We start from the raw sequence: 14,081 nt of genomic DNA, 5'->3' as shown, positions 1-14,081 counted from the left end.
TGTCCCACCAAAGCAAAAACTGGCACTAGTGGCCTAAGTCTCTACTTTTGACCTCAGCTAAAAATGGGGAGATTACCTCTCTTTGAAGTGGTCAATATGCATGGTGAGCTCCCGAAAAAGGGAGTATAAGATCATAGCTAAATGTTAACGTTAAATAGTGTATTTAATTGACTAAAAAACGTTCACGATCTCGCCCTGGTAGCTCAGCAAGATATTTTATGATGAAACAGTATTTACGATAAGACATTATTATTCCACATATGTTCAGGAGTAAAGTTAGTTAATGGTATAACAATTTCAAACGATGTATACTCACCATTGACATGAACAATAAACAAATTTTCGATACTTTGTGATTTTTCTACTTATGTTTATAGTTAAGAGAATAATTTTAAAAGGCGATTTTTACAGACTCGTGAATATAAAGAGAAATATATTATGAATCGTATTGTCGGGTTAGATCTCGCTAGAGGTATTGCGATTTTTTTTGCGATGACATCACATACATTTTCAGCATTAAATTATAATGCAGGATTGTCTATGAATCTTGTATTCAGAACTTCTACACCACTATTTATTGTTGTTTTTGGATTTTTTTTGCATAGAATATATTTACGAAAAATGAATGAATCTGGATTTGAAAATATTAAAATAAAACTTTGGACAAGGGCTGTTCAATGTTATGTTTTGTATGCGTTAACTTGTGTTTTATTGGGTCTTTCTATGCAATATAGCATTGCTTATACACTAAGAATGATAATTTTTTTAGGTGGTACACCTTTTACTGATATTTTAAAGTATTACACTTTGATTTTAATTTCTGCACCTTATCTATTACTGTTTATTTCTCGATATGGTTTAAAGTACGCGATTGGTTTAAGTTTTATTCCTCATGTACTCAGCTTTTTTTCACTATTAAAACCAATTACATTTATACCTTTTGGTCACTACTTATCTGCTATGACTTATGGTGGAGGTGAAATCGTTGCCGGCCCCTCAATTTTACACTCTTTTATTTTTATTTTATTAGGATTTTATCTTTCAGTTATATTGCAAAATGAAGGTTCACGTTCAAGTATTTTTAAAAATGATAAAAATCGTTATATTTTAATGGTTAGCATTGTATTGTTATCGTCTTTGTTTGCACTTTATGCAACTGGTAATATGACTATTGATGATTTGTCGGGGATGTCATTACGTAATAGCAATGCCTACCCATATTTTTTATTTGGTTGTTTATCTTCTATTTTATTTATTGAACTTTCTCTGTTAACTGCTCACTATGTGAAGCAAATTTATTTAAGTCCATTAATTTTGTTTGGTTCGTCATCGTTAATACTCTTTAGCTTTGGGAATTGTATATTATACTCGATTTATGATGAGTATCAGTTTTCGTTTTTGTTATATTTATTGATTTTATTGTGCTTTTATTTTATTTGTCATATTAATTTTTCACTAAAAAAAGTACCATCAAAACGTTTTCAATTTATCCTAGAGTATATAAGTGTTGGGTATGTTAAATTATTAATTAAGTGATATTGCATCTTGAAATAATGTTGTCACTAAAAATATAATGCATGTGCATAAATTAATGTATATGGCTCAATTATATGGATATCTATTTTTATTGGCTAAACATTAACTGCTAAACTACGATTTATTTGCCCTTTGAAAATGATACTTGAAGATGGTGATGCCTAGACAAACTATTGTTCGTTTAGAGGACACAGCTTATTATCATTAAGTTTGCTGGTAGTTCAACAAGATATTTTATGATCAAAAATTTTGATCTGATACAAGAGGATTATAAGAATCTCAATCAAGTGGCATTACCTGTGTCGAATATGAATAAGGTAGTTAGATTTTATCAACTTTTAGGCTTTATCTTAATAGTGGATACGTCGCACTACGCTCGTTTCGAATGCCCAATGGGTAAGAGCTCTTTTTCACTGTCTTTAGTGTCTGAGCCTATGACTTATGGTGCGTTGATTTACTTTGAGCACCCAGAGTTAGATAACTGGGTGAATGCTCTAATAGCCAAAGGCGTTGAGTTTAGCCAAATGCCGACAGATGAAACTTATTTTTGGCGTGAAGCGGTGTTATTCGATCCCAGCAGCAATAAGTTCAAACTTTATGGGGCGGGTGATAACCGTTTAAATCCACCTTGGCGGGTTTAAACTGATCGATTACTTCGCGTAGGGCGATTGTCCGACTTCTTCAGCTACTAACCATACTCGCATATCAAATTCTAATTGGTGGTAATCCGCTAACATAAAGCTGCATAGTTGATAAAAAGCTTTGTTGTGTTCCTTTTCCCGCAGATGGGCCAATTCGTGCACCACTACCATTTGTAATAGCTCAAACGGAACGTGTTTTAAGTGTGCTGCAATTCTAATTTCATTTTTGGCTTTCACTTTATTACCTTGGCGGCGATTAACATAAGAATGCAAACCTAGGGCATGGTGGCTTAAGCTGATTTTTTCGTCAAAAATGACTTTGGCTAATGGATCTGACTGACGCATATAGATATTTTTTAATGTCAGCGCCATATCGTATAAGGCTTTGTCTGTGCGAACGTCGTGTATTTTGGGGTAGCGTGTTAAAAAGTGGGCAGCTAAGGCGTTAGCGTCAACGAGTTGGCGAATTTTCTCGACCACGTCAGGACGATAACCATTCAAATAACGCAATGCACTTTGTTCACTTTGCTGCTTTTTAATGTCGGCACTGGTGACTAACAGGCTGAGATCTGTTTTTGGCTTTAATGATTGGCTTGCCGACTTGACTGGCATTTTAGGTGGGGCTTTAGGTTTTTTAGTTTTAGTATCTGACATGGTTGTAGTTCAACTGATTTTTTGGCGTTACCGTTATCTGAGTCGGTATCGATAACGCCAATATAGAACGGTGAAAGCGGTGGGTTACACTTTACCGAAGATGAGTCGGTTATGCTGAACATAAGCAACATCAAATGCATTAAGCTGCACGCGTTTTAGATCCAATGATTCAAAGTCAACTTGTGGCGGGTTACGCTTTAATTGCTCTTTAATAATCAATGGAGAAATAAGCGAAACTGGAAGGTCCATTAATTGAAGTACCGCTTCAAGTTTGAAGCTGGTGGCACTGCCGGCAAACTTGCCTTTTTGTTCACGTTCAATAATAGCTATTTCATCGACTTTGTAGTCGCTCATTAGTTTTTTAAACGCAAAATCAAACTCACGAATTGAGTCCGTGCTAGCTGATTGTGAAATACTGAATGAAACTTTACGACATGCTGGCACGTTATAGGTTTCGCCTTCATAGGTCAGTAAACAGATAATGGCTTCGCCGCCTTTTAATTCCACACCACAAATTTTCATGTTAATCCTTACTGGTTTATTCATACGAGTGTGCCGTTGGCATGCTCGTTATCGTTCATTTGTTGCAGGGCAGTGTACTGCCCTACATTCATTATTCTTTCATCGCAGTTTGTTGGTCATCTACTTGCAGATTACCTGCGATTTATGGGCTATTTAGTCTTCTGCTGTGCCGTCGTCTTCGATAATGACAATAGGCTTAACTTTACGGCGAACTGGCGCATCACCGACATCGACGCCAGTGATAAAGCGTTTATCACTCTTTGGTGCCGCTTTAGGTTTTTTAGGTGCGCTAACTCTATTGCTGATCACCGCTGCTTTTGCACTGGTACCGACTTTGCCTGACTGAGGCTTATCTTTTAGACCGCTAAATTTGGCCTTTAAGCCTTCAATCACCGTGAGGTCGAAGTTTTTACGTAAAAACAATTGTACTTTTTTAAAGCTGTCCCAATCTTTAGGACCTACAAATGAAACCGCATCACCTTTAGCGCCTGCACGGCCAGTACGACCAATACGGTGGACGTACTCTTCTGCAAACTTTGGCATATCAAAGTTAATCACTAATGATACGTTGATTAAATCAAGGCCGCGTGATGCCACATCGGTTGTCACTAATATTTTTGATTGGCCACGAGCAAATTGATCCATAATTTGGTTACGAGCCGATTGCTTTAAATCACCACTGAGTGCTGAGGTGGCAAAACCTTGCGCAGCCAATAGCGTGGCTAAACGGTCGGTATCTGAACGCGTAGCGGTGAATACAATCACTTGCTTGTGTTGCTCTTGGCTTAAGATGTGCTGTAGCAAGGCTTGTTTATGGTCTAAATGGTCAACCAAAATAATTCGTTGCTCAATATCTTTATGTTCAGTGTAAGACTCACCGATAGAGACATGGCTTGGTGTTTTGAGCAATGTTGTTGCAATGTCACCGATGCTTTCATGATCTAACGTAGCTGAAAACATTAACGTTTGGCGACGCTTATGATCAGCGGCATCATTAATGGCTTTTAGCTGTGGCGCAAAACCTAAATCGAGCATACGGTCAGCTTCGTCAAGAACCAGTAATTCTAAGCCATTTAAATATAAGTGGCGCTGTTGTAAGTGATCCGCAATACGTCCAGGTGTGGCAACAATGAAATGTGGATCTCTGGCCAATGCTTTGGCTTGGTCGTTAAAGTTCTCACCGCCGAGTACGCTAATGGCTTTATATTGGGTATTGGCGACTAATAAACGTAATTGGCCATAAACTTGCTGGGCTAATTCACGAGTCGGTAACAAGATAAGTACCCGAGGATCTTTTTTCGACAATGCTCTAGTGGATATCACGCGTTGCATTGCGGGCAATAAAAACGCTAAGGTTTTACCTGAGCCGGTTTTAGACGATGCCATTAAATCTTTACCTGATAAGGCAATGGGAAGTGCTTGCGCTTGAACATCGGTAGGCGTAGAAATGCCAAGGTGCTTTAGACTGTCAAGCAGGCGCTTGTCCAACGAAAAATCGGTAAATTGCAAAGGTAAATCCCCTAAAAAATGATAGCCGACGATTATAGCTGTTTCACCTTGCTATAGCCAACAAGAGTCGCTTTAGTTATGCTATTTTTTAGCTTTATATTATTGCCTGAGTTCGACGTCGCTATGGGACGATTCAGGCGGGCGTATCGTAAAATTGAATACCGAGCATGGAAGGAACGAAAGATGACAAAGCTCACCGTGGGATTAGCGCTAGGCAGTGGAGCCGCTAAAGGTTGGGCACATATTGGGGTATTGAATGGTTTAGCCAAGTTAGATATTTATCCTGACAAAGTGGCAGGTTGTTCGGTAGGGGCATTAGTGGGTGCTGCCTATGCCAATAATCATTTGGGTGAACTTGAAACCTGGGTGAGTGGATTTTCAAGTTGGGATGTACTCGGGTTAATGGATTTAGGCTGGCGCAAAGGCGGACTTATCAGTGGTGAAAAAGTATTTGATGTATTGGCTAATCGTATTGGCGACCTTAACATTGAACAGCTGAATCGTCCCTTTGCTGCAGTCGCGACAGATTTATATTCTGGGCAAGAGATTTGGTTTAAAGAAGGTGACTTACGCCATGCGGTTAGGGCTTCATGTTCAATGCCGGGCTTTTTACCCCCAGTACAGCAAGGGCATCGCTGGGTTGTGGACGGTGCGGTAGTGAATCCTGTGCCGGTATCATTAGCTCGCTCTATGGGCGTTGATGTGGTTATTGCGGTGGATTTAAATGGCCATCGTCGTGGCCAAATGCACTTAATCCCAGAGCAAGTAAAAAGCCGCAAAGCCACTAAGTCTGAACCTATTGATGAAAAGCGCGAGCTTGAATCTGGCTTTATGGACCTATGGGGTAAAGGCAAAGATTATATGAATGGCTTAACCGATAAATTCTCTTTAGGAAGCTCAAAATCCCATCCGGGTATGCTGGCGGTGATGTCACAATCGATGGATATTTTAGAACAACGCCATAAACGTTCACGCCTAATGGGCGAGCCACCTGATATTTGCATCGTACCTGATGTGGGTGATATTGGCACCATGGAGTTTCATCGCGCTAAAGAAGCGATTAAAGCAGGTGAGCAGGCTGTAAGTGATATTAAACATTTAATCGAAGCGACCTTAAAGAAATGTTGAAGCAGTATCGAATATAGTGGTGTGTTTATGATAAATACACCCGTTGATTGCCGCTGTGTGAATATTTGCTATTTTATCGGTATTTGTCATTAAATCCGCGTTTGTTATTCAACTAGGGCATTGTCTAACCTGCGCAGTCTGATGTAGTTGATAAGATTATTCACTCTCTCATAGTTATCTCATAGTTAACTCATGGTTATTTAGTCATTATCTAGTAGTTATCTAGTAGTGACTTGCCCGCAATGATCTACCCGCAATTATCTAACGATAACTACCGAGTCATTAGATACAGTGGGTACGTTATTTATGTTGTTGATCTAGCCATTTAAGGTTCGATCAATGACTTAATACCGTCATTCAGCACCATTTTAAGTTGTCAAATACAACCCTTATGGCGTTTGCACATCAGATTATCGATTCAGCAAAGCATCCCAAATCGCTAAATTATGTCGATTTTATCCCCTTGTATTAGCCTGTCAAAATTAGTTGCTATTCCTACAATATCTATCGTTGATAGCAAGTGTTTTTTCAATATTAAGTACTGCCGACAATTATGATCTGGATCAAGGTATTACTCCGCGTAAATGTGTCTAATACACTCTATCTTGTGTTGTGCGTGTATTAAAGCGCTATATATAGTGCTTGTAAAGGATGGTTGTATGCTTGTAGTAGTGAAAAGGGATGGATGCCGAACTGCTTTTGATGGATGTCGAATCAAAGAGGCTGTTGTGGCAGCAATGGAGTCTGCAGGTATAGCCGACCATCAATATGCACAGCAGTTAGCGCAGACGGTAGAGCAGCAAATGGCTGTGAAGACCGAAGTTGATATTCACGAACTACAAGATGCAGTTGAAAATTTATTAATGTCGGGCCCGTTTAAGTCGGTGGCGCGTCATTACATTGAGTACCGTCACGATAGAGATAAACACCGTGAAACCCAGAGTAAATTAAATTGTGCTATTCGCGGTTTGGTTGAGCAATCTGATAGTGCCATTTTAAACGAAAATGCCAATAAAGATGCCAAAGTCATCCCGACCCAACGAGATTTATTAGCGGGCATTGTGGCCAAGCATTATGCCAAAACGCATTTACTGCCAAAAGATGTGGTAGCCGCCCATGAAAAAGGCGAAATTCACTATCACGACTTAGATTATGCGCCTTTTTTCCCGATGTTTAACTGCATGCTAATTGATTTAGCCGGCATGTTAACGCATGGTTTTAAAATGGGTAATGCTGAAATTGAACCGCCTAAGTCTATCTCAACTGCTACCGCAGTTACGGCGCAAATTATTGCCCAGGTCGCGAGCCACATTTATGGTGGTACCACGATTAACCGTATCGACGAAGTGTTAGCTGAGTTTGTGCAAATCAGTTATCAAAAGCACCTTAGCGTCGCAAAAAAATGGCAAGTGGCTGACGTAGAAGGTTATGCGATGACACAAACCGAAAAAGAGTGTCATGACGCATTCCAGTCACTTGAATATGAAGTGAATACCCTGCATACCGCCAACGGCCAAACGCCATTTGTCACATTTGGTTTTGGTTTAGGCGTGTCGTGGGAGTCGCGTTTAATTCAGCAATCGATGTTAACTGTACGTATGGCGGGTTTAGGTAAAAATCGTAAAACAGCAGTCTTTCCAAAATTGGTGTTTGCCATTAAAGATGGCGTGAATCATAAAGCGACTGATGTTAATTACGATATCAAAAAGATGGCCTTAACGTGTTCAAGTATGCGCATGTACCCAGATATTCTCAATTATGATCAAGTCGTGAAAGTCACCGGTTCGTTTAAAACCCCAATGGGATGTCGCTCATTTTTGGGCGCCTATGAAGAAAATGGTCAATTGGTCCATGAAGGCCGCAATAATCTAGGTGTTGTCAGTCTTAATTTACCGCGTATAGCGTTGGAAGCAGGTAAAGATGAACAGCGTTTTTATCAAATACTCGATGAGCGTTTGTTAATTGCCCGCAAAGCCTTAGAAACGCGTATTGCCCGTTTAGCCGGAGTCAAAGCACGAGTGGCACCAATCCTTTATATGGAAGGCGCCTGTGGTGTGCGCCTAAATGCGGATGATGATGTGAGCGAAATCTTTAAAAATGGCCGGGCATCAATTTCGTTAGGGTTTATTGGTCTTCACGAAACCATTAATGCTTTATACAGCAATGCTGAACATGTGTTTGATAACACCCAATTACGTGATAAAGCTGTCGCCATTATTAGTCATTTAAAGCAAGCCACTGAGTCTTGGAAACAACAAACAGGTTATGGCTTTAGTTTATACAGTACCCCAAGTGAAAATTTATGCAGCCGTTTTTGTCAGCTTGATACTACCCAGTTTGGCGTAGTGGCAGGTGTGACCGACAAAGGCTATTACACCAATAGTTTTCACTTAGATGTCGAAAAGAAAGTAAATCCTTTTGATAAGATTGATTTTGAACAACCTTATCCAGCGATCGCTAATGGTGGGTTTATTTGTTACGGCGAATATCCCAACATGCAGCACAATATTGAAGCGCTCGAAAACGTTTGGGATTACAGTTATAGCCGAGTGCCATATTACGGCACCAATACTCCCATTGATGAGTGTTACGATTGCGGTTTTATTGGTGAATTTAATTGTACTAGTAAGGGCTTTGTGTGCCCTAAATGTGGTAATCATGAGCCAAGCCGAGTGTCTGTTACTCGTCGTGTGTGTGGTTATTTAGGTAGCCCAGATGCACGACCATTTAACTTCGGTAAGCAAGAAGAAGTTAAGCGTAGAGTGAAGCATTTATAATGCATTACAGTGCATATCATAGCGTTGATGTGATCAACGGCGAAGGCACCCGCTGTACGTTATTTGTTAGCGGTTGCGAGCATGGTTGTAAAGGTTGCTATAACCAAAGTACTTGGCGTGTAGATGCTGGCCATGTTTTTAGCCAAGCACTAGAAGATCAGATTATTGATGATTTAACCGATACTCGTATTTACCGTCGAGGCTTGTCGTTAAGTGGTGGCGATCCGCTGCATCCCGCCAATTTTGAAGGCGTACTAAAATTGGTTACGCGGGTAAAGCTGGAATGTCCCGATAAAGATATTTGGCTGTGGACCGGTTATCAACTGGCTGAACTTACACCGCAGCAACAAGCTGTGGTGAACTTTGTGGATGTGTTGATTGACGGTAAGTATGAGCAAGACAAAGCCGACCCCGCGCTATTATGGCGCGGCAGTAGCAATCAACAGATCCATCGTTTTATGCGCTAGCGTTTTATATGAAGGCGTTAAGACGAGTCGCTTACTGTCAGCACTTTAACTGTCAGCGCGCTAATCGTTAGCAAATAAATGTTTAATCCGCTAATCGTTAACCCGTTAATGATTAGAAAGACCCACAATATGGCGATAACGTTTAGTGCGCTGTTTGGTTTTATATTGATCGATTAATAAACTCCACAATGGTGAATCATTAGTGTGTGGCGACTTACCTTGGCTTACACGACGAAGTTGGCGTTTAATGACGGCCATCGTCGCCAGTCCAGCCAAAGGTTTACTCTGCCAATTCACTGTTGGAATTGACGAGACAAACTCTGGCTGAATTTGCCATCTATTGGCTAAGTCAGGATAGAAGGCGAGGGCGCTAGCGATACCACATAATGCAAAACCAGCATCAATAACTTGTTGAGCCACAGGCAGGCGATGAATACCTCCGGTTAACATTAATGGAATAGGACTACGCTGGACCAACTGCGCTGTTAAACTTAAAAAATAAGCCTCTCGAGCTAACGTTCGCTCATCAGCACTGCGACCTTGCATGGCTGGTGCCTCGTAGCTGCCACCTGATAATTCCACCATTTCAACGTGATACTGTGCCAACATATTAATGACCTTTTCGGCGTCGTCGACATCAAAGCCACCGCGTTGGAAATCAGCAGAGTTGAGTTTTACTGCTACATCGAAATCGGCACCACATTTAAGTCTTACTTGCTTAACCACTTCGAGTAATAACTTGGCACGATTTTCAAGCTTTCCGCCCCATTGATCATTACGTTGATTGGTTAACGGCGATAAAAATTGAGCCAGCAAATATCCGTGTGCAGCATGAATTTGCACTCCATCAAACCCAGCTCGTTGAGCCAATTGTGCCGTGGTAACAAACCGTTGGATAACCTCTTCAATGTCTGCTGTTGTCATCGCTTTTGGTTGAGAGAACATGGATGAGTGTTTGCCTAAATCGAGTGCGATGGCAGAAGGGGCTAGATTTTTACCGCCCATCGCTTTAAACACCTGACGGCCTGGATGATTGATTTGCATCCATATTCTGGCGTTATTTTGCTTAGCTGTTTTGGCCCATTGGATGAACGGCTCAAGTGCGCTGTTGGGATCTAATACCACTCCGCCAGGGCCGGTCATGGCTAAGGGATCAATCATCACGTTACCGGTGATCATTAATCCTACGCCGCCTTTTGCCCATGCTTCATACAAGTTGAACAATGCGTCATCAGGTTGTTGTAAGGTGTTAGCAAGGTTTTCTTCCATTGCGGCTTTAACCAATCTATTGGGGATGATGGCACCATTGCTCAAGGTGTATGGTGTGAAAATGGTATTAGCCATGAAATAATATCCTAAGGTAAGCCGCTGAATTAATGTGTTGTTTATCCTACAAGTAGCCTAGATAGTCAATTGTCCTTATTAGAAAGGGATAAAAAAAGCACTGCCACAGGCAGTGCTTTCATCATCTCGTTACTCAATTTAGCGCTAGATTTAACGCTAAATTGAGATCTAGATTTCGAGCAAACAAAATCCAGATTGATATGTTTTTAAATACGATAAGTTAGGGTTAACTTCGCATTACGCTCTTCGCCGGGTAATCCGCCTAAGAACATGGCTTTATCGTAATATGTTTCATTAAATAAGTTATTAATGTTCAATTGAATTTTATAACGTTCAACGTCATAACTAATCGCTGAATCGATTACCGTATAACTTGGCACATAACCATCTGGAATACCAAATGAGCTAGAGTGTGTGCTGCGTTCATCGACATATTTAGCCCCAAGACTGATTGATACCGGTGCTGGTAAGGCAAATTCTGCGGCATAAGTTACCCAAGCGCCCGCTGTGACGTAAGGTACACCTTTTTGGCGTTGGCCATAATCACTGCTATTTGGATTTTGATTGTCTCTAGCATCTTGGTAAACCGCGTTAACGTTGACTTTCCATTGGTCACTTAAATATGCATTCAGATCTAGCTCCACCCCTTTAGTATCTTCGCTGCCGTCGTAAAAATACGGGAAGATATCAGGTGTTGCTTCGCTGCTTTCGTATTCTGGATTGCTATAAGCCACATTAGTACGTGATGTTTTGAAAAAGACCAAAGATGCAAGCAATTGATCATCAAATGCTTTGGCACGAATACCTAAATCATTACTGATAGATTGAGAATCTTCACGGTCTGCTTCATTGCCTTTTACATCGCCCAACACACTGTATGCTGTACGGCCTTTAGAATGATTAACGAAAATAGAGATATCGTCAGTAGGCATATAAGTTAGGCCTAAATTGTAGGTTACACCGTTATCTGTGGTATCCGCTTCTGGTTGAGGGTCAGCTAAGCTACTACTGTAACGAGCATCGACACCCAAGTGTTCATAACTTTGTTTAATTTCATTGAATGCGACACCAATACGGCTAGTAAATCCGCCACCTAAATAACCCACATGTTGTAAGCCCAAGCCCCAAGCTGTGACAGATTTATTGTAGTTACTGGTTAATAATGGATCGTAGTCTTCAAATTCACCTTCGCCCCAATTGGGGTTACGGATATCATAAATATACGGTAGCGAACCTTGATATGACAAATTACCATCGGCATCTTTCAAGGTGTAATCTGCGTCGTAAATTGAATACTGTTTAAAGCGAATATCGCGATCTTCAAAGTTAGCATTAACTAATAATTCGTTACTGATATTGCCAATGTCGAAGTCATAACGTAAGTCGGCAAAATACTGCCATGACTTTTCTTCTGCCGAGACTTTGCGGTATTCCTGACGGCGTGCCGCATAAGGGTATAGAGTGCCATCTTCAACCAAGGGCGCACGTGGGTCAGCGTTAATTACGCCACTACGTTGCCAATAAACATAATTATAAGCCCCTGTTTGACGAGCAAAACTGGTTTCGTAATTACGGTATTGCAGTTGTTGGTTTAAAAATAAGTCATCGGTTAAGTACACATTATGGCTTAGTTTAAAGCGCAACTCTTCGCCTTCATTGTCTTTCGCCATTGGTGAGATAAGACCGTTATGACCAAACTCATACGGTGTTAGGCCATCATTTGCGCTTAACGAGTCGGTTAATTGTTGGCGCTGATCGTCTGTGAGTTGTAAACCATTACTGGTAGGGTCGTTGACTAAGTCTTGCCAGCTGACTTCACCAGCGGTTTTTCCCTCGACTGAAGCTGCGTTATAAATGCGGATAGGATGGCCGATTGAATCGACGGGGATCGCATCGCTAATATATGCTGTTGATAGCATAATATTTTGGTTTTCATTCAATACATATTTAATCGAGCCATATATTTCATCGCGGTCGGTACCAAGATCTCGATAACCTGTACTTCGAGCCGTTTTTGCCACGAGGCGATAGGCTAAATCGTCAGTTATTCCGCCCGTAGAATCAGCCATGAGAGAATAACTATCCCATTGACCCACTTCAGCTTCAAACAACTGTTTACTGTCAAATTGAGGTTTTTTCTCAATAAGGTTAATCACGCCACCCGCGCTACCCATACCATACAGACCAGTAGCAGGACCCTTGAGTACTTCAACGGAACTCACGTTGGTTAGTGAACGAGTTGGATTAAAAGTGTTACCTAATCCAGCACCGCCATACATACCATCGTAAGTGTAGTTGGCGCCTAATCCGCGCACGACCAAATTGTCGCCAATACCATAATTATTACCCGCTTGAGTTACGCCGCTGATGTTACGAACCAAATCTTGCATGTTGGTGATGCCTTGGGCATCAATTAATGCTTCATCAACAATCACCACCGCGGCAGGCGTTTCCATCAGCGACATATCAGATTTGGTTGCTAAGCCGGAGTTCATCACTACTTGGTTTTGTCTACCATAAACTGTTATTCGTTCATAATTGGTAGAGGATGATGCATTGGTCGTATCATCTGCAGGTTGTGTTGTAACCTCAGGTTGGGAAGTAGGCGTTTGTGCGTGAGCATAAACGGGAAACAGTACACTTTGACAAGCAAGGGCGAGTAGCGATAAACGTAATGGCGTCATAACGGGTTAGGCTCTTTATTAACAATGTTGCGAATGATAATGATTATCATAAGTATTGCAATGGTGTGTTGTGATAAATGTGGCAAAGAATGGGTTTTGGTGATTTGATTGCTGATCAATTGCACAATTTGAGTGAGGAATGAACATGGTTAACTTGCCAATAAAGGGTATAAATCATGGTAAAGCTTAGGTATTAAGTGGCTTAAGCACACATTAGTATTTGTTATCCAATAAGTGCACCGCGTCTCACGCTGATGATTAATTGTAATGCGATAATATCCAGATTGTTTGTACAGGGTGAAAAACTTTGCCTGTACATTCATATATGAAGCGTTTGCTATTCGCATCTTAGGTGGTTTTGGGTATATAATCTGCCTCCGAAACGGTGTTGTGATAAACGTATAAGCGTAAACGATTCACTAACACGCCAAAGCACTTAAGGTAATCAAATGAATTTAAAGCTAGAACTGCAGACATTGAATGATAAATTAGACAAGTTTCGTCGCAAGTTAGCTGCGGCTGAAGCACGTGGCGATGCCACGATTGTCCTGCAGTTTAAGAAAGAAGTGGCGACAGTGACTAAGCGAATCGCCAGCATTAAAGGCCAGCAAACTCGCGAGTTCAGCAAAGAAGGTGTGGCGCTGAAAGCGTTAGGATTTAAGCGCGTGCTGACTAAAGCCGAACAAGCCGATATGGGTAAGTTAAACAAGTCGGTTAAAGGTTTAGTCGTTGTGCATCCTTTAACGGCATTAGGCCGTGAAATGGGCATAAAAGATGTGACGGGTTTTGCGCCTGCTAAGTTCTAATATTTTCTTTTAC

At 41.0% G+C, this 14,081-nt stretch carries 11 protein-coding genes; 6 read left to right on the top strand and 5 right to left on the bottom strand.

The window, feature by feature from the left end; genetic code table 11:
- Positions 1–438 precede the first annotated feature (438 nt).
- Both opgC and AAEY97_RS18485 read left to right on the top strand, forming a co-directional pair.
- Positions 439–1,536: an OpgC domain-containing protein gene (gene opgC / locus AAEY97_RS18490; RefSeq protein WP_351000667.1), complete on the top strand. Its 1,098-nt coding sequence runs from the start codon at positions 439–441 to the stop codon at positions 1,534–1,536.
- A gap of 236 nt (positions 1,537–1,772) precedes the next feature.
- Entirely contained in the window at positions 1,773–2,177 is a 405-nt protein-coding gene (locus tag AAEY97_RS18485; protein WP_351000664.1) for a VOC family protein, read from the top strand.
- Between the two features lie 9 nt (positions 2,178–2,186).
- Here AAEY97_RS18485 and AAEY97_RS18480 read toward each other — a convergent pair whose 3' ends face one another.
- The 3 genes from AAEY97_RS18480 to AAEY97_RS18470 form a co-directional block, all read right to left on the bottom strand.
- Entirely contained in the window at positions 2,187–2,789 is a 603-nt protein-coding gene (locus AAEY97_RS18480; protein WP_335692312.1) for a M48 metallopeptidase family protein, read from the bottom strand.
- A 126-nt stretch (positions 2,790–2,915) separates the two neighbouring features.
- The gene (locus AAEY97_RS18475) at positions 2,916–3,353 is read right to left on the bottom strand and encodes a DUF3010 family protein (RefSeq protein ID WP_101088096.1); all 438 of its coding nucleotides are present in this window, start codon (positions 3,351–3,353) and stop codon (positions 2,916–2,918) included.
- Between the two features lie 153 nt (positions 3,354–3,506).
- On the bottom strand, positions 3,507–4,862 hold the full coding sequence (locus AAEY97_RS18470) for a DEAD/DEAH box helicase (protein ID WP_351000661.1): 1,356 nt from the start codon (positions 4,860–4,862) through the stop codon (positions 3,507–3,509).
- A gap of 183 nt (positions 4,863–5,045) precedes the next feature.
- On the opposite strand from AAEY97_RS18470, the gene rssA reads away from it, so the two are divergent.
- The 3 genes from rssA (at position 5,046) to nrdG (ending at position 9,234) form a co-directional block, all read left to right on the top strand.
- Positions 5,046–5,990 (top strand): patatin-like phospholipase RssA, encoded by a 945-nt coding sequence (rssA, locus tag AAEY97_RS18465; RefSeq protein WP_101088100.1) that lies wholly within the window; start codon positions 5,046–5,048, stop codon positions 5,988–5,990.
- Between the two features lie 659 nt (positions 5,991–6,649).
- The gene (gene nrdD / locus AAEY97_RS18460) at positions 6,650–8,767 is read left to right on the top strand and encodes an anaerobic ribonucleoside-triphosphate reductase (RefSeq protein WP_101088102.1); all 2,118 of its coding nucleotides are present in this window, start codon (positions 6,650–6,652) and stop codon (positions 8,765–8,767) included.
- Positions 8,767–9,234 (top strand): anaerobic ribonucleoside-triphosphate reductase-activating protein, encoded by a 468-nt coding sequence (gene nrdG, locus AAEY97_RS18455; protein ID WP_351000658.1) that lies wholly within the window; start codon positions 8,767–8,769, stop codon positions 9,232–9,234. Before nrdD ends, nrdG begins: the two co-directional genes overlap by 1 nt.
- Positions 9,235–9,339: 105 nt before the next feature.
- Here nrdG and AAEY97_RS18450 read toward each other — a convergent pair whose 3' ends face one another.
- Together AAEY97_RS18450 and AAEY97_RS18445 are read right to left on the bottom strand one after the other, a co-directional pair.
- Positions 9,340–10,578 carry an NADH:flavin oxidoreductase/NADH oxidase family protein gene (locus AAEY97_RS18450; RefSeq protein ID WP_351000655.1) on the bottom strand — a complete coding sequence of 413 codons (1,239 nt, stop codon included), beginning with the start codon at positions 10,576–10,578 and terminating at the stop codon, positions 9,340–9,342.
- 206 nt (positions 10,579–10,784) lie between these two features.
- Positions 10,785–13,262 (bottom strand): TonB-dependent receptor, encoded by a 2,478-nt coding sequence (locus AAEY97_RS18445; protein WP_351000652.1) that lies wholly within the window; start codon positions 13,260–13,262, stop codon positions 10,785–10,787.
- Between the two features lie 449 nt (positions 13,263–13,711).
- Between AAEY97_RS18445 and AAEY97_RS18440 the strand changes: the two genes are divergently transcribed.
- A complete protein-coding gene (locus AAEY97_RS18440) occupies positions 13,712–14,068 on the top strand; it encodes a YibL family ribosome-associated protein (protein ID WP_059746680.1) in 357 nt (118 codons plus the stop codon).
- The last annotated feature ends 13 nt before the right edge of the window (positions 14,069–14,081 follow it).

The sequence above is a fragment of the Shewanella sp. TB7-MNA-CIBAN-0143 genome, from assembly GCF_040310065.1.
Classification (GTDB): Bacteria; Pseudomonadota; Gammaproteobacteria; order Enterobacterales; family Shewanellaceae; genus Shewanella.
The sequence above is the reverse complement of the archived record's forward strand: the minus strand, read 5'-3'. Positions and strand labels throughout refer to the sequence as shown.

Excerpts from the sequence above, each read along its gene's own strand:
- opgC (WP_351000667.1), top strand. The coding sequence starts at position 439 with ATGAATCGTATTGTCGGGTTAGATCTCGCTAGAGGTATTGCGATTTTT.
- AAEY97_RS18485 (WP_351000664.1), top strand. The coding sequence starts at position 1,773 with ATGATCAAAAATTTTGATCTGATACAAGAGGATTATAAGAATCTCAAT.
- AAEY97_RS18480 (WP_335692312.1), bottom strand. The coding sequence starts at position 2,789 with ATGCCAGTCAAGTCGGCAAGCCAATCATTAAAGCCAAAAACAGATCTC.
- AAEY97_RS18475 (WP_101088096.1), bottom strand. The coding sequence starts at position 3,353 with ATGAAAATTTGTGGTGTGGAATTAAAAGGCGGCGAAGCCATTATCTGT.
- rssA (WP_101088100.1), top strand. The coding sequence starts at position 5,046 with ATGACAAAGCTCACCGTGGGATTAGCGCTAGGCAGTGGAGCCGCTAAA.
- nrdD (WP_101088102.1), top strand. The coding sequence starts at position 6,650 with ATGCTTGTAGTAGTGAAAAGGGATGGATGCCGAACTGCTTTTGATGGA.
- nrdG (WP_351000658.1), top strand. The coding sequence starts at position 8,767 with ATGCATTACAGTGCATATCATAGCGTTGATGTGATCAACGGCGAAGGC.
- AAEY97_RS18450 (WP_351000655.1), bottom strand. The coding sequence starts at position 10,578 with ATGGCTAATACCATTTTCACACCATACACCTTGAGCAATGGTGCCATC.
- AAEY97_RS18445 (WP_351000652.1), bottom strand. The coding sequence starts at position 13,262 with ATGACGCCATTACGTTTATCGCTACTCGCCCTTGCTTGTCAAAGTGTA.
- AAEY97_RS18440 (WP_059746680.1), top strand. The coding sequence starts at position 13,712 with ATGAATTTAAAGCTAGAACTGCAGACATTGAATGATAAATTAGACAAG.